Here is a 16,679-nt window from a genome sequence, read left to right on the forward strand (position 1 = left end):
AGGCGGCACTGAAGGATCTCCTGGCAAAAGGTTTTGACGCCCGCCGCGAAGCGGGAAGCTGTGGCTCATCTCCAGGCCTGCCACGGGATGAGCGAGCGACGGGCGTGCCGTGTCGTTGGTGCCGATCGCGAGAGTGTGCGCTACCGCTCGACGCGAGGCGACGATGCCGAGCTGAGAGAGAAGCTGCGGGAGCTGGCCAACCGGCGTCGTCGGTTCGGCTATCGGCGGCTGCATATCCTGCTGCGCCGGGAGGGGATCATGATCAACCGTAAGAAGACCCAGCGCATCTACCAGGAGGAAGGCTTGGCGGTCAGGCGGCGACGCAGCCGCAAGCGTGCTGTCGGCACAAAGGGCTCCTGCCCCGGTGCCGGCTCTGCCGAACCAACGCTGGAGCCTGAACTTTATGCACGACCAGATGGCGTCGGGCAGGAGGTTCCGTGTGCTCAATGTAGTCGATGACGTGACCAGGGAGTGCCTGGCAGCGGTGCCGGACACATCGATCTCAGGCCGCCGTGTCGTGCGAGAGCTGACGGAGCTGATCAGCCAGCGTGGCAAGCCTTGGCTACGCAACACCGGCGGCGTTCGCCGCCCAACTGGAAAAGCAATGCCTGCTTCGCTACGCCCTACGGGCTCCGCTACGCAGCCCATTGGTTCAACCGCGCTCATGCGCAACAACGCGGCTCGGCTCTAATCCCAGCTGGGGAAGGTTGGGGGTCACGTCACCAGCCCACCGGATCTGGGAAAGGCGGAAACCTCCAGACCCAAGTGGTTCGACGTTGGGTAGCAGTGCAACAGTGCCCAAGGCTCTACCCGTAACTGGTAGAAACTTCGGACTCACACCACTAGTGAACAAAGTTATCGTGCCCTTGTAAATCCTTGAATATACTTCGAGGCGAAGCGATTTCAAAGACAACCCAAAGTAATAAGACGCAGATTTTCAAATTCCCGGCCAATCAAATCGTCTATCAAGTAAACATGTCACGGATTGCCTTACGCGATAGCTTTGCATTTTCTGTTTTTGGTAATGAATCCAGTATTTCAACTCGCTTCGGCATTTCGAACGGTGATAGCTTGGATTTGAGGAAATCCAGAAGTTCCCCTTGCGAGATATCAGTGCCGGCCTTTAGCGTGATGACGCTTAGCACTGTTTCGCCTCTATAGTTGTCCGGTATTCCGATGGCTACGGTCTCATGGACAGAGGGGTGCTCTAATACAGCGTCTTCGATGATTCGGGGATAGACGTTATAGCCACTGCAAATAATTACATCCTTTAATCGATCAACAAGATAGAGGACACCATCTTTGGTAAGAGAACCAATGTCACCGCTTCGAAAAAACCCGTCAGGAGTCATGTCGTCTGAGGTAAATGGACGTCGCCAATAACTCTGAATTACGTTTGCTCCCCTGAAGCAGATCTCCCCGTCTTCACCAGGCAAGACCTCAATAGCAGGATCGTCCAAAGAGCGGATTTCAACACACGTGCCACGCATCGGGATTCCGGTAGCGGCCTCGTGGCCAGGAAGTTTTTTGCTTGGCATCCCAACACCGCTGCCGGAGGTTTCGGTCATTGCATAGCCTTGCTGTGGCCACAATCCAGTGGCCTCATGAAAGCGTCTAGCCAGTTCATGAGAAAGAGGTGCCCCGCCCACCAACACGTGTAGGATATTGCTCCAATCCACTTCTTTGACATCTTCTTCTGCCAAGACCGCTGACAGCATGGTTGGGATTAGGATCAGAACGGACACTCGCCTTTTTCGAACCAAGTCAATCAACTCTTTCGCGGAAAAACGCTCAGTGAGTAATGCTTTACCTCCCACAATTGTGGGCTGTACGATATAGTTTAACAGTCCGGTTATGTGCGAAAACGGAGCGGCAGCATACCAAATAGCGCTATCATCCTGGATGCGGTGCAACCAGTACAGGATCTGATGCGCTCCAGTCCATATATTTCTATGGCTGAGCATCGCACCCTTCGGCGTGCCTGTCGTTCCTCCAGTATACTGGATCATGGCTATCGAATCCAGCGGTGGCGGCATTAGTTCCTCGTCTGAGGTTTCAAGGCAGAGTTCTGCGAACGCAACTTCGCTACCTCTGGTTGCCGCGGGCTCAAATTCAATCAGGTCTTTAGCATCGGCGCGACAGATAATGAGTCGGGCATCGACCTCCTCCGCCACTTGCCTTGCCTTGGAAAGCTGCATTTCTTCATCACTCACAATGATCCATTGGAGTTGCGAGTCTTCGGCTATCATTTTGAGTTGGCGCAGAGAGTATAGAGGGTTCATTCCAACACCTGCCGCCCCGATTCTCCAAAGCGCGAAGCATGCTAAAGAATAATGAGGCGTGTTTGAAAGACAAATGCCGACACGATCTCCTTGCATGATCTTCGAACTCTTGAGCCCGCTCGCAATAGCGCGCACAAGTGCCCATGATTCTGCATAAGAGAAGGATCGATCTTTAAACGATATATATTCCAATCCCTCAAATTCTTTAGCTGCATGCTCGAGTAATTGCGCTAGGGGACGCGCATCCGGCAGGGTACTTTGAAACTCCTTTAAGTGCATAAAGGTCGCCGGGTCCTGTTGGCCGTTTTCGTGCATAAGTGTTCCTTGTCTAAAGCTGGGAGGGCAAAGCATTGTGATGGCCTGAGGCGCTCTGGCCGCGCACCCCTACTTCAAAAATTAACTTCGTTAATACGTAAGAGATTTTCGATCGAAGTGAGCGAGCTAAGATATACAAAATTCGCAAAATGTTAAGCTTGGTGTGTTCACTGCCAAATGAAAAATTTGGCGAAGTCCCTATAAATATTCGCCGATAGAGCGCGATATATAAAAATTAGCCTCTTGATAAGAAAGCCTCTACCGTTTGATTTGCTCAACTCCAGTCGTTGAAGGTCTAAGCCAGATCCCGTTCCTTCGCCATTGTAAGTGCAGTATCTTCGATCATGTCCTCCTGTCCTCCTATCATTTTCTTACGAGCTAGTTCCATCAAGATATCACGGGCCGATAAGGCGTATTTACTCTCGGCCTCCTTGGCCTGGTACAGAAAAGTCGAATAGACCCCTGCGAAACCAAGCGTTATAGAGTCCCGATCTGCACGGGGCGGTTCCGGCATGATCGGCAGAACCCGATCCTCCGCTACATCCATCAGTTTAAACAGGTCCACCCCGGTCTCGATGCCCAATCGCTCTCCGACGGCAGCCATCAATTCGAGCGGTGTATTGCCAGCGCCAGCACCCAGTCCGGCAGCAGAGCCATCGATGCGATCCGCGCCGGCCGCCACTGCTGCCAGGGAATTGGCGACTCCCATCCCGAGATTGTGATGAGCGTGAAACCCGATCTCGGTTTCGTCCTGTAATGCTTTCCGAAGGCTAATAATACGATCGGTGACTTCGTCAGGAAGCATGTAACCTGCCGAATCAACACAGTAGATTGTTGTTGCTCCATACCCTTCCATCAACAACGCCTGCTCCACGAGGTGCTCGGGCGGCGTCATATGCGCCATCATGAGAAAGCCGACTGTATCAAGCCCAAGTTCCCGTCCCAGGCCAATGTGCTGTTCGGTGACGTCTGCTTCGGTGCAATGCGAGGCGACATGAACACATCCTGCCCCGCAATCGGCAGCCATCCGCAACTCATCCAGAGTGCCAATGCCCGGAACATGGAGTACCGAGATAGTCGCCTTTTTCACTACCTTGGCCACTGCCGAGATGTATTCGCTATCCGAATGGAGCCCGCGACCGTAATTCAGGGATGATCCTCCCAAGCCGTCACCGTGAGTGACCTGAATCAACGGCACCCCTGCGTCATCAAGCCCGGAAGCGATATCGACCATCTGATCCAGCGTGATCTGATGCCGCATGGAATGCATGCCGTCGCGCAGACACATATCATGCAGCTTGAGCTTTTTACCCCTAACCTGTTCTTCGAGTGTCATCATGCGTTCTCCTTCAATGGTGAGAGTTCAAGTCGGCCATCAAGGATGTCTTGTGCAAACATTTCGGCCGTGCGCGCTGCAGCGGCAGTCATGATGTCCAGATTCCCTGCATATTTGGGGAGGAAATCGCCAAGTCCCTGCACTTCCAGAAAGATCGAGACTTTGCGCCCCTCGAAAATTGGCCCGTTCTTCAATTGGTAGCCGGGGACATATTGTTGCACAGCAGAAACCATCTCGTGCACGGATGCGGTGATCGCTTCCTGATCCGGTTGGTCAACTGTTTCACAATAGACTGTGTCCCGCATCATCAGCGGAGGCTCGGCAGGATTGACGACCACGATAGCCTTGCCTTCGGCTGCACCACCCACTTTAGAGACCGCCGCAGAAGTGGTGCGCGTAAACTCGTCGATATTCTTCCGGGTACCCGCTCCGATCGACTTCGACGCGACCGTTGCGATTATCTCGGCATAATCAACGCTTTGAACTTTGCTGATGGCGGCGACCATCGGAATCGTGGCCTGGCCCGCGCATGTGACCATGTTGACGTTCATTGCCTTACGGCCTGCCAGATCCTTGAGATTGACCGGGGGAACGCAAAGCGGGCCCAAGGCGGCGGGCGTCAGGTCGATCATAAGAATGCCCAGCTCGTTCAGCTTTCGGCTGTTTTCGGCGTGGACATAGGCCGAAGTCGCATCAAACGCGATGCTCACTCCATCCTCGATTGCGTGAGGCACCAGCCCATCAACCCCTTCGGCAGTGGTCTTGAGGCCCAGTTCCTTCGCGCGGGCAAGACCTTCGGAGCCGGCCTCTATACCCACCATCCAAACGGGTTCGAGAACTTCGGAACGAAGCAGTTTGTAAAGCAGATCGGTGCCGATATTCCCCGGCCCGATTATTGCGCATTTAATTTTGTCCATCTGTGCATCCTTACTTTGTCACTAGAGTGCGCCGAGGTTTGTCACCTCGTTGCTATCCTTGCCGAAGCACGCGATTGGCTAAGAAAAAGTCATGCGACAGGACCCAAGCCCGTCGCTGAGGTTAAGCTGCAGCGTGTCACCGCTGGATATGTCGATCATCGGCCCAAGAGCTCCGGAAAGGATTATTTCACCCGCCCTGAACGGCATTCCAAGCTCGCCAAGCGTATTGGCGAGCCAAGCGACAGAGTTAAGAGGGGAACCCTGAACAGCGGCGCCGATCCCGCTCGCAACCTCGACTCCATTACACTCGATTGTCATGGTCACTTTTGCCAGATCGATCTGACGCGGATCGACCCGAGCGGTCCCAATCGCGAATATTCCGCACGAGGCGTTATCCGCGACTGTATCCTGAATTTTGATATCCCAGTCGTGAATGCGGCTATCGACGATCTCAAAGCAGGCAGTGACATATTCGGTCGCCTCCAGTACATCGGCGGCGGTCACGCCTGGCCCGTTGAGATCATGTTTCAGAATGAACGCAATTTCGCCTTCGGCCTTGGGTTGGATGAGTGATTTGTGATCTACCGTGGCGCAATCGGGAACCAGCATTCGATCGGTCAATTGTCCGAAATCAGGCTCGAACACTCCAATCATTTCCTGCACCACTTTGGAGGTAACGCCGATCTTTTTTCCGATGATCTTTTCGCCAGCGTCCAGACGGCGCGCGATCATTCGTTCCTGGACGCGATAGGCGTCGCCAATATCTATCTCCGGATGGCGATCCCGCAGATTGGAAACCGTTAGGCCCCTGATTAGAGCGCCGTAGAGTTCATCGCCCAGTGAAGATATTATTGAACTTTCGAGTGGCATTGCCTTAAATTCTCCCAAACGTGCGCATCGAAACGCCCTTGTATCTTTTGCCGATGTCGTCTGCGGGCCCACCATCAAGCAATTCACTGGCCATCAAATGCGAAGCGTCTTTGAAGGCGAAACGGTTCGAAAGCGGGACCTTCCATTTTGTAATTTCGTCTGTGCGCCATTGTCAGGTGCTCCGCCAAGCTTGATGGAGGCTTTCGTTGCCCTAAAGTCTCACCCTGTGATAGCAAGGAGCGCATGAACAACGAATCCAGCACATCAGTAGTCGAGCGAATACTCGACCTCATCGTTAGCGTTTCTTCCTCACCCATGACTGTGAAGGAAATCTCCAAACATACTGGGATTCCCGTCTCTACAGCTCACCGCCTTCTTAAGCCGTTGGTCGAGCGCAAATTTTTAGTCCGGCATCGTCGAGGGCTATACGCGCTTGGCATCGCCAGCGTGGAAATAGCGGCACGTGCGGATATCGACTCGATTATTACCACTGCGACCCGGCCAATTATCGCAGACCTCGCCAAGACTTGCAGGCGCACGGCGCATCTGGGCGTCTTTCGAGACAACCTTGTACGCTATTTGGTCAAGGCCGAATCCGGGTGCCGACGGTCTCCTTCTCGGGAGGAGATCGAGCTCGAGGCTTACTGCACAGCGATTGGCAAGGCCCTGCTTGCTCAACTGGAACGGGACAGGCTTGAAGACTATCTTGCCTTGGGCGATTTCGTTCCTCTTACGGACAACACAATATTCGATGTCGATGACCTGAGACAAGAAATCAACGGCGTACGCCGACAGGGATGGGCGATAGATCGAGGGGAGATGTATCCAGAGCTGCGCTGCCTCGCGGTGCCGATACGGGGCAGGACCGGCCTGTTGGCGGCGGTGTCAGTCACCGAGGTCTGCAACGACGTTGATCCCGAGAAAGCGGAACAGGATTTGCTGACGCTTTTTCCGCGCATCGTTGAAGCGGCAGAGGCAGTTTCCGATGTTTTGCGAATGCCAGGGGACGAGGTTCGCGAGAAGCGAAGTAAGAAGACTTGAAGCGCTCGGCCTAACCCATTCGCGAGATCAATCCGCCATCGCTGATCAGGATCGTTCCATTTAGGTTTACTCCATCTCTAGGTGACGCGAGAAGCACATAGCATCCGGCATGATCTTCCGCCTCTGCCGCCCTTGCCAGTGGCGATGCCTTCGCCACCATTCCAACTGTGCGCTGTTCGGAATCGAGACGACGCGATGCGCTCTCCAGTGTGTCCAATCCCGAAAGGCCCGTGACAGTCCCGCCAGGAGCAACGCCGTTAACGCGGATTTGCGGCGCCCATTCATAAGCAAGTTGATAAACTATGCCCCGCAGTGCGAACTTGCTGGCAGTGTACAATGTGCCACCGCCGCCAGCTCTGAAACTAGCATTGGAGCAGGTCACTATCAGAGAGCCCGTGGATTTCCGCAACGCATCTGCGGAAGCTCGCGCCAAGAGCAAAGTCGACAGTACATTAATTCGGAACAATTCCTCGAACGCTGCCTCCACGTCTTCCATTTTCATGCGATCTATACGCTTGTACCAGTCGTAAACGCCGGCGTTCGCTATCGTGGTGTCCAGTTTTCCGAATTTTTCCTGCGCAAGTTCGACGCCCGCTTCACAGATCGCAGCCTCTGTGCAATCTCCCGCGAGGACAGAGCACCGATCCCCCAAGTGATCCGACAGATCCGCGAGAGCGTCGGCATTGCGATCCAACGCAACTACATTCGCTCCTTCCTCGACGAAACGTATCGCCACTGCCTTGCCGATACCTGAAGCCGCGCCAGTGATTAACGCTGCTTGGCCCGAAAGTTTTCCCATCAATTCTCACCCTCTGGTTTTTTGTCTATTTCAGATCAACCACCCATACTCCAGCGTATTGACATCTTCCAAGGTCCCTCGCAACAGGCAAGGAAGAAGAATTTGGCGAAATGCTGCTTTGGAGAGAGGTATGCCCGGTAATACGGAGCTTCCCGATATCGGGTTGTCGATAGACGTCGACGGTATCCAGACAAATTATCACGATTGTGGAGAAGGTGACCCCGTCATCCTCCTTCACGGTTCGGGTCCGGGCGTGACCGCCTGGCAAAACTGGCGAGGAATCCTGCCAAAACTTGGGGAAACGCACAGGGTTCTGGCCCCCGACATCGTGGGCTTCGGCTTTAGCCAACTGCCTGAAGGAGAGAAGCCGGGCATCAAACTGTGGACGCGGCATCTGGCGGGCTTTATAGAAGCCCTTGGCCTCGACCGCGTAACGCTGGTCGGCAACAGCTTCGGTGGTGCCCTCGCGCTGGGAATGATGGCTTTTCATTCCGACAAGGTGCGCTCGCTTATTCTTATGGGCACACCGGCTGGTGAGTTTGAGCAGACGCAGGGATTGGCGGACAGCCGATCCTTCGAGCCCAGTATGGACGCCATGCGCGCTATGATGAGGGCATTCCCATACGATCCGTCAATAGTTACCGACGAGGCAGTGGCCGCGCGCCTGCGTGTGGCGGAAATCGCCAGCGGGAAAGAGACAATCCGCAAGCTGCAGCCTGGCGCTGATCAAGCATTGAAAGGTCCACGAATCGTCAAGGGCATTCCGCTGGAGCAGTTGAAAGCTATCGATGCGCCAACGCTGATTCTGCACGGCCGCGAAGACAAGATGATTCCATTGCATGTTGCAGTGCGAATGCACGAACACCTCAAGCGCTCCGAGATGCATGTCTATGGTCAATGCGGCCACTGGGTCCAGCTAGAGCGTGAGGATCAGTTTCTGGACCAAATACGCGCCTTTCTCCGTCGCAATTGAAATCCTCGCTAGCCGTATTTCTTGGCCGCCAAATCCTTAACACAGTTTCCGGCGAATTGGTATTTATGCAGATGTCGAAAACCAGATCCGAGATACTTCGTCGCCTCAATGAAGGCGATCCAGCTTTCCTGCGCGAAGAATATAGTGATGTAGTGACCATGTTCTGGGACGCGGTAGAAGCTTGTCCTGAAAAGCTGGCATTGATTGAGGGAGATCGAAGGCTCACATACGCCCAGTTCGGTTCTGCGGTTACAGGTCTCGCCACGCGCATTGGCGAGATTGTCCCGCCATCAGGCCGTGTCGCTATTTCCATCCCGAATTCGATCGAAGCAAACGTCGCCATTTTCGCTGCATTGAGCGCTGGTGTCGAAATTTCGATGGCCAATGCCGAATATACGCCGCGCGAACTGGGGGTGCTGTTCGGGATTGCGGAGCCTGACCTGATTCTGGCGGGTGGAAAGAATGCAGCAGTCGTCGGTGACGCCGCCGATAAGATAGGAATACCTCTGGTTGTCGTGGGCGAGGGCGGTATTGGACTTGAGCAATTGCTGGAAGCGCCGACAGAGCGGCCAGAACTGGAAATTACAGGCGAGAGCCCCTGTATAATCATGTTTACGGGTGGATCGACCGGCGCGCCGAAGGCGGTCAGGCGCAACCAAAGGTCGGAAATGAACTGCATCAAGGCGATGCATACAGCTTGGCCCACTCGCCTACACGAAGAGGTCTGGCTTAATGTTGCCCCCGTCAGCCATGTCTGGGGCTTGCACATGGGTTGCTTCAATCCGGTGTATGGGCGCGCTCCCCTCGTAATCGTTCCGCGCTTCCAGCCAGACGTCACGGCAGGTCTGATGGAAAAGCACAGGGTCAGCGTCTTCAGCGGTGGTCCGGCGGCGATCTATCAAGGGCTCCTCTCGGCTCCCAATCACGACCTTTCCGCGCTGTGGCTGTGTCCGGGTGGCGGTTCGGTATTCTCGCGGCAGACGCTTCTGCGTTGGGAGGCTAAGACTGGCCTCCCGATCCTTGAGGCATTTGGCATGACAGAAGGTGGTCCCTTAACGGCGCAGCCACTTGACGGAACGCACAAGTATGGCACAACCGGACGTCCGCTGCCCGGTATCGAGGTGGAGATAGCTGCGCTCGACGAAAGTGGAAGACGGTTGGACGCAGATGAAGCCGGTGAAATTATGGTCCGGGGAGAACGGGTCGTTGATCGTTACATGGGTCTTCCGCCCTGCGGAGATCACGGCTGGCTTCCCACAGGAGACATCGGATATTTAACATCAGATGGATTTCTGACAGTCGTCGACCGCAAGAAAGACATGCTCATCGTCGCAGGATTCAATGTCTACCCAAGCGAGATCGAGGAGGTAATTTCTAAGGTTCCAGGGGTCACGGACGTAGCTGTGATTTCAGTGCCCGACGATCGCAAAGGCGAAGTTCCCTTAGCTTTCGTAGCGACAGAACAGGGCTCCGAGGTAACGGAGAATATGCTGCTCAATCACTGCGCTCGGAACCTGACCGATTACAAAATTCCCCGCGCCATCATACTATTAGACGCAATCCCAAAAACGCCCGCGCAAAAGCCGGACAGGAAAAGGCTCAAGATTATCGCGGAAAATCGTTGAAAGAGATCACTGCCGCTTAGCTGAAGAACTATGAATTGCTTTTGAGGGTTTGAAATCGGATTTGGAGACGACGTTGCCGTAACTGGCGCACGGGATACGGCGGGTCAGTGCACCCCTCCCCGAATCCTTTGTGAAATCATTTCTCATGATCAGAAGCGGATTGCTTCGAAGAGAGTTGCCGATAGAGGCTGGATTGAACAATGCGATCTATTACCGGATTTTCCAAAGGAAGCCGGTAGGATATGTCTAACAGGGTTTTTGCTGACTATTGCTGGCCTCGCCGTTTGGAAGGGCAGATTCAATTAGCCGATGATCTGGGCCACGCATTTTCTGTGCCACGCATCTCTGGGCTTACCGAACAGTAGACAGCTTACTGAATGGGAGGCTCCTCCCAGAGGTGCCGGGTGCACCAAAGGCGGCATGGATTCCGAGCTTCGTGCGTTCTTGGAGGGCTAAGGTGGTCACTGGCAATGCTGGCGGGCGGAGGGGCGGATAAAGCGACTTCATAGGGGCGGCTGATGCTCGACGCGCTTCCCGATGCTCGCACTGCTCGGCGATAGCCCAATAGACCGACTGGTTCCCGCGACCGCCGGACCTTCCCCGACTCCTTCTCAAAAGCTAATTGCGAAATGCTAGAATGCATACTTCATCGATTGCGCGATAGCGCAAACATGTTCGGCAAACTTTAGAACTGAAGACGGGTCCTCACTGTTGTTGTGGGCGTCCCTTGCATCAGCCTATTTGCGACGTGGTGCGGACGTTGTAGCTCGAAGTGTGGACTACGCCTGCGGCACAAGAGCTTGTTAGGTAAAGATGAGTATCGGTCGGGTGCATTCAGGTGTTCAGCCAGTTCGCGCAGTACGCTTTGACCGCTAGTTTTGATGAAGTCCGTAGGCTAGCTCCCTAAGCACATCATCGCGCTCTAAGCGCTGGGCCCCGGAGTTTTGCTGGCCCCTCGGTCTGACCAGTTCGCCATCACTACCTAGCTACCCCTACGCCATCCTGCCGCCGGGCAATATCCGGCGGTGTGGACGAGAGTCCGGCGGCGGCACCCCTGCTGCTTTGTAAGCTGATCGCGCCAGTCGCGATCTTCGCAGGCTTGCGTTCGATCAGCTAGCTATCCACGGCTGCCGATCTGCACCCTTGCGCCTTATCCGCATCATTGCCGTCGCGCCGACCACGAGCAGCCGACTTAAGTCGCCGTCGCGCTGCTTGGTCATCCCGGCCGTTCATCGCCGCCGGGGCTGCGCGCCCGAAGATAAGCGCATGCCATGCCGTGACCTGACGCCCTAATCTGAATAGAGACGCATCTGGCACCGCCGCTGATATGGCCGATACTGTGTTCGGACCGTATTCCGGAATCGTGGCGAGCCGCCGGGCCGTCTCATCGGGGCGGTGCCACTCAAGTATCTGCGCTTCTAGCCGGTCGACCTCGTTGGCTAGCGTCCTAAGTTGGGCAGCTAGGCTGCTTAGCGCCCGACTAAGAAATGAACGACCAGCTTTCCCTGCCGCTTATGTGAAGAACACTCTGCGCATGATCCACTCTGAGGGTGACAATCTCCTGCTCATCTGCTGATTGCTAGACGTAGACCTACGACGACTGATTCATGGCGCAAATATGCTGATGCAGGGGCCAACTACGCTATCCCGTTAACCCACATCCGTTACGACCGATGCGTAAGCACGTTCTTTTCCGCTAACGGCATTACCGCTGCTCTGAGCCCGAAGTTTCTACCAGTACCGGTAGAGTTGGCCCGTTTTGATGCCCATCGTTGAGCGTGATGGCGAAACGTAATGGGGAAACATGCCCCCAGTACGGTTTGCCGTTTGATCCTCCCCGATCACAACCGGATCTTTCCCGAGGCTCGAGCGGGGCCGGAAGTGGTTGTAGTCGTGCCGCCAGGCTTCCAGTTCCTGGCGGCCGAGGGCGAGGCTTGTGAAAATCGTCTCCTCCAGGCACTCGTCCTGCAGGCGCGCGCTCGATGTAATGCCACTCGACATTGCGCTCCTTGGACCAGCGTAGGATCGCCATACCGGTCAGCTCAATGCCTTTATCGCTGGCGATCGTATGGGGCCGTGCCATCCGCTCGAAGACTGCTGGATTAGCTCCCGCCCGACCCGAGCGCCGGAGATAGACAGATTGGCGCTCAGACGCACGCACACTTGGCTGCTATCACCAACGACAGCAAAGATCCCGAACCTTCGCCCACAGGCAAAGGCATCGGACACAAAGTCCAGGCTCCAGCGCTGAATGGGGCCCTGCGGGAATGTTATTGGTGCTCGTGTGCCCAGGGCCCGCACGCGAACGCCACGGCGGCGCACTTGTGGCCGTTCCTCGCGATAAAGCCGCCGGAGCTTCTTGTGGTTCATCGCCCACTTCCTGGCACAGCAGGCAGCGCAACCGCCGCTAGCCGAACCAACGACGCTGGCTGGCCAGTTCACTGATGCGCTCGCATCGTCAGGCCGATGACTGACGTAGCGCAGCATGGTCCGACCTACGCCCAGGATCACGCAGGCCCGACACCGGCTCACCTCGAAAACCTTCTGGAGATGAGCCACCGCCTGCCGCTTGGCACCGTGCGCTAAAACTTTCTTTACGCTGCCCCTCTTGAGGACGGCGTTGTCGAGCATCGAGTCCGCCAGCAACTTCTTCAGCCGCTCGTTCTCCTACTCAAGCTGACGTAAACCCCGGGGGTATCCGAAACTTTCAGTCCGCCATACTTTAACTTCTTGTAGAAGGTCGCCGAACTGACCCCGGGACGGCGGCACACCTCCGGTGTTGGCATCCCCGCTTCCTGCTCCTTCAACACAGCGATGATCTTCTCCTTGCTGAACCTGATTGGCTTCATTCGTCCGTCTCCTTATCAGGGCCGGACTCCACTTATCATTGGAGGAAATCTAGTGGCTGAGACCACCGCAACCGTCACATTCCGGCTAGATGAATGGATAGAATTCCCACCAACTCGAATGGAACATTCTCACCCTCTGATAGAAAGGTGCGCATTTGCATGTCCAACATTCTCCCACGTATTGACACCGCTACTGAGCGTAGCGACACCGACATGGAATGGTTTCGGCGGGGTAAGAGAAGAGGCAAATGCGAGGTTATTCAAAAAGCAGAAAGCGCACCTTGTCTTATTATGGAATTTAATTCGGCAGTTGAGCTTAGGCAAAACACTTATCTCTTTTCTAGAGAATAGGTATTACTTCATTCAAAAACGGTCCAAATTTCTTTTGTGTTGTGGTGCTTGGTGAACCCAGGCAAGAACAATAATATCAGGGAGAGGTAATTATGGAAACAGTAGTCACGAAATCAGTAATGCTATCGTTGTTGCTTTGTCCACTAATCCTAAATGTGGAGCGCGCAGAGGCGCAAGAGCAGGACGACGAGGCAGGCGATCCGATAGCTTCCAATTCAGAAGTTGGGGCTCAGGCTATCGTTGTCACCGCCACCCGTCGTGAGGAGGATTTGCAGGACGTTCCTGTCGCAGTTTCGGCCGTATCAGACGAGGCGCTTACTATCGCGGGTGTGGAACAGGTGCGAAATCTCAACCTAGTTGCTCCCGGCTTCAATGGGGGGCGCAATCAGCTTGTGATGCAACCTAGTATACGTGGGGTAGGGTCGAGTGGAACGTCCGTAGGTGACGAGTCTAACGTCGCAGTTTATGTTGATGGGGTTTATCAAGGCGATCCCTATTCGACGCAAGTTGACCTTGTCGAAGTATCTCGCGTTGAGGTGCTGCGGGGGCCGCAGGGAACTGTGTTCGGTCGCAACGCCACTGGCGGTTTGGTCAACGTTGTCACCCCCGACCCTCAGTTCACTCCGCGCGCTCGTTTCCGAGCTAGCTGGGGGCGTATGCGTGAAGATTCGAACAAATTTGATATCCAGGCGTATGCTACCGGTGGCTTGACAGACACCATAGCGGCGGATCTCGCTGTGCTTTATCGTAATCAAGGCGGATACGTAACGTACTTGCCTGATGGCGGGACAGTTGGTGAGACGGAGATCGCTTCAATCCGCTCGAAATTGCTTTTCGAGCCAAGTAGCGATGTTCAGTTCATTCTAACTGTCGGTTACGTTGACACTCAGGACGAAAATGCTGCTACCGCTCGACCTGTGGGAGATAATACGCTGGCCGCAAACATCGAGGGGGTGCTTCTTCCTGAAAGCCCATGGGAAGCTTCTAACGTAACCTTCGGCATACCAGGCCGTTCTGATTTTAACCGACTAGATGTCGCTCTTAAAGGGCTTATTGATCTAGACGGGGTCCTTTTAGAATCAACCAGTTCTTATATGCGCACCCGCGTGCACCAGATAGGCGATTCTGATGCGACTAACATACTCCTTGGCGAAACGAACATGCGGGTCAGGCCGGATACGTTCACTCAGGAACTTCGTCTGATTTCGGATAATTCTAGTTCCCTCAGTTGGACTACCGGGGTTTATTATTACCAACTTGAAGGTGAGCAACCTCTAACTCTAATCAATCGGAGGGATGTAACGCAGCCTATTACTCCCCTGACGCTTGAGCCGGAGGTCGACAATTCGTCAATCGCGGGCTTCGTTGAGGGCACTTACGATCTGACGCCCAGCTTGTCGATTACCCTGGGTGGCCGATACACACTAGAAACTCGGAAATTTTCACAGCGTATAAATGGCGTACAGCTCTTCACGGATGCAGAGGAGGATTTCGATAAGTTCACCTATCGTGCTGCTATCCAATATGAAGTTTCACCATTCCTGAACATTTATGCCACCTATGGGAACGGGTTTAAGAGTGGAACTTTCAACACGTTCAGCCCCTCCAATGTGGCTGTGCAACCGGAAACCATCGACGCCATCGAATTTGGCATAAAGGCTGATCCGTTGCCATGGCTGCGGGCGAACCTTGCGACATACTTCTACAATTATGACAATCTCCAGGTTACCGCGCGGGCAGCAGACAATTCGTTTGTTTTGCAGAATGCTGCCAGTGCAGAAATCTATGGGGGCGAATTGGAGCTGTTCGTAGATCCTGTGACCGGTCTGAACCTGCGTGCGGCACTTGCTTATGCTCATTCCGAGTATGTAGACTTCCCCAATGCGCAGGTTTTTCTACCCCAACCAGGCGGCGGTAACTTGGTTTCGACCGCTGATGCATCTGGCAATCAGCTCGTCCGCGCCCCAGAGTTCACTTTGACATTGAATGGGCGCTACACCTTCGATGCTTGGGAAGGCGAAGCATTCGTGGGAGGCAACCTGTTCCATTCGAGTTCGGTATACTATGACTATCTGAACATCTTTGGGCAGGAACCATACCAACTTTTGACAGCTGAGATTGGATGGACTAATCCCGATGACGATTTTACTTTCCGTATCTATGGAAAAAACCTTACGAATGAAGCGGTTGTTCAGCAAATTTCGCCCGGTCCCCTCGCTGCCTATGCTACCTACGAACGTCCTCGTGAGATAGGAGCTAGTTTAGAAGTTAGATTCTAATTCTCTGGTGGTTGGAGCCAGGGTCTTATCTTTATTTTGGCAAAGTCAAGACCCAGGATCAGAAGATCTTGGGTCTTGACCTGCTCAACTTGAGTTGACGTAACCCCCAACTTCCCCCAGCTGGGATTAGAGCCGAGCCGCGTTGTTGCGCATGAGCGCGGTTGAAGCAATGGGCTGCGTAGCGGAGCCCGTAGGGCGTAGCGAAGCAGGCCATTGCTTATCCAGTTGGGCGGCGAACGCCGCCGGTGTTGCGTAGCCAAGGGCCGAGTGCGGCCTCTCGCGGCTGTAATCCCAGGCCGCGATCTCGACACGGGCATGAGCAAGGCTGAGGAACAGCGTCTCGTTCAGCAGCTCATCGCGCATGCGACCATTGAAGCTCTCGCAAAAGCCGTGCTGCATCGGCTTGCCTGACGCGATGTAATGCCACTCCACGCCCATCTCCCCGCACCATGCCAGCACCGCATTGCAGGTCAGCTCAGTGCCGTAGCACATTGGGAAGCTGCCTCTCGAAGGCAGCGCTCGCACGACACGGCGGCCTGAGATCGATGTGTCCGGCACCGCTGCCAGGCACTCCCTGGTCACGTCATCGACTACATTGAGCACACGGAACCTCCTGCCCGACGCCATCTGGTCGTGCATAAAGTTCAGGCTCCAGCGTTGGTTCGGCAGAGCCGGCACCGGGGCAGGAGCCCTTTGTGCCGACAGCACGCTTGCGGCTGCGTCGCCGCCTGACCGCCAAGCCTTCCTCCTGGTAGATGCGCTGGGTCTTCTTACGGTTGATCATGATCCCCTCCCGGCGCAGCAGGATATGCAGCCGCCGATAGCCGAACCGACGACGCCGGTTGGCCAGCTCCCGCAGCTTCTCTCTCAGCTCGGCATCGTCGCCTCGCGTCGAGCGGTAGCGCACACTCTCGCGATCGGCACCAACGACACGGCACGCCCGTCGCTCGCTCATCCCGTGGCAGGCCTGGAGATGAGCCACAGCTTCCCGCTTCGCGGCGGGCGTCAAAACCTTTTGCCAGGAGATCCTTCAGTGCCGCCT

At 55.0% G+C, this 16,679-nt stretch carries 9 protein-coding genes and 3 pseudogenes; 5 read left to right on the forward strand and 7 right to left on the reverse strand.

The genetic code is table 11. From position 1 onward, the window contains the following. Window positions 1–691: pseudogene (locus GRI72_RS14230) on the forward strand (IS3 family transposase); the annotation flags it as partial. 274 nt (window positions 692–965) lie between these two features. Here the strand turns inward: GRI72_RS14230 and GRI72_RS14235 are convergent. The 4 genes from GRI72_RS14235 to GRI72_RS14250 form a co-directional block, all read right to left on the reverse strand. Next, a complete protein-coding gene (locus GRI72_RS14235) occupies window positions 966–2,597 on the reverse strand; it encodes a class I adenylate-forming enzyme family protein (protein WP_160734575.1) in 1,632 nt (543 codons plus the stop codon). A gap of 295 nt (window positions 2,598–2,892) precedes the next feature. Continuing rightward, window positions 2,893–3,933 (reverse strand): 4-hydroxy-2-oxovalerate aldolase, encoded by a 1,041-nt coding sequence (gene dmpG, locus GRI72_RS14240; RefSeq protein ID WP_160734583.1) that lies wholly within the window; start codon window positions 3,931–3,933, stop codon window positions 2,893–2,895. Next, window positions 3,933–4,850, reverse strand: coding sequence for an acetaldehyde dehydrogenase (acetylating) (locus tag GRI72_RS14245; RefSeq protein WP_160734576.1), 918 nt, complete (start codon window positions 4,848–4,850; stop codon window positions 3,933–3,935). Before GRI72_RS14245 ends, dmpG begins: the two co-directional genes overlap by 1 nt. A 78-nt stretch (window positions 4,851–4,928) precedes the next feature. Next, window positions 4,929–5,720, reverse strand: a complete 792-nt coding sequence (locus tag GRI72_RS14250) for a fumarylacetoacetate hydrolase family protein (RefSeq protein ID WP_160734577.1) — start codon at window positions 5,718–5,720, stop codon at window positions 4,929–4,931. A 243-nt stretch (window positions 5,721–5,963) separates the two neighbouring features. On the opposite strand from GRI72_RS14250, the gene GRI72_RS14255 reads away from it, so the two are divergent. After that, window positions 5,964–6,761 (forward strand): IclR family transcriptional regulator, encoded by a 798-nt coding sequence (locus GRI72_RS14255; RefSeq protein WP_160734578.1) that lies wholly within the window; start codon window positions 5,964–5,966, stop codon window positions 6,759–6,761. A gap of 10 nt (window positions 6,762–6,771) precedes the next feature. On the opposite strand, the gene GRI72_RS14260 is transcribed toward GRI72_RS14255, so the two are convergent. Beyond that, window positions 6,772–7,560, reverse strand: a complete 789-nt coding sequence (locus GRI72_RS14260) for an SDR family NAD(P)-dependent oxidoreductase (protein ID WP_160734579.1) — start codon at window positions 7,558–7,560, stop codon at window positions 6,772–6,774. A gap of 130 nt (window positions 7,561–7,690) precedes the next feature. Between GRI72_RS14260 and GRI72_RS14265 the strand changes: the two genes are divergently transcribed. Together GRI72_RS14265 and GRI72_RS14270 are read left to right on the forward strand one after the other, a co-directional pair. Then, a complete protein-coding gene (locus GRI72_RS14265) occupies window positions 7,691–8,533 on the forward strand; it encodes an alpha/beta fold hydrolase (RefSeq protein WP_160734580.1) in 843 nt (280 codons plus the stop codon). Beyond that, window positions 8,530–10,158, forward strand: coding sequence for a class I adenylate-forming enzyme family protein (locus GRI72_RS14270; RefSeq protein ID WP_160734581.1), 1,629 nt, complete (start codon window positions 8,530–8,532; stop codon window positions 10,156–10,158). The genes GRI72_RS14265 and GRI72_RS14270 overlap by 4 nt, the downstream gene beginning before the upstream one ends. Window positions 10,159–11,973: 1,815 nt before the next feature. On the opposite strand, the pseudogene GRI72_RS14275 reads toward GRI72_RS14270, so the two are convergent. Beyond that, window positions 11,974–13,007: pseudogene (locus GRI72_RS14275) on the reverse strand (transposase); the annotation flags it as partial. Between the two features lie 443 nt (window positions 13,008–13,450). On the opposite strand from GRI72_RS14275, the gene GRI72_RS14280 reads away from it, so the two are divergent. Further along, window positions 13,451–15,637, forward strand: coding sequence for a TonB-dependent receptor (locus GRI72_RS14280; protein ID WP_160734582.1), 2,187 nt, complete (start codon window positions 13,451–13,453; stop codon window positions 15,635–15,637). A gap of 126 nt (window positions 15,638–15,763) precedes the next feature. Here the strand turns inward: GRI72_RS14280 and GRI72_RS14285 are convergent. Further along, window positions 15,764–16,679, reverse strand: a pseudogene (locus GRI72_RS14285) (IS3 family transposase); the annotation flags it as partial.

The organism is Pelagerythrobacter marinus, assembly GCF_009827515.1.
Classification (GTDB): domain Bacteria; phylum Pseudomonadota; class Alphaproteobacteria; order Sphingomonadales; family Sphingomonadaceae; genus Pelagerythrobacter; species Pelagerythrobacter marinus.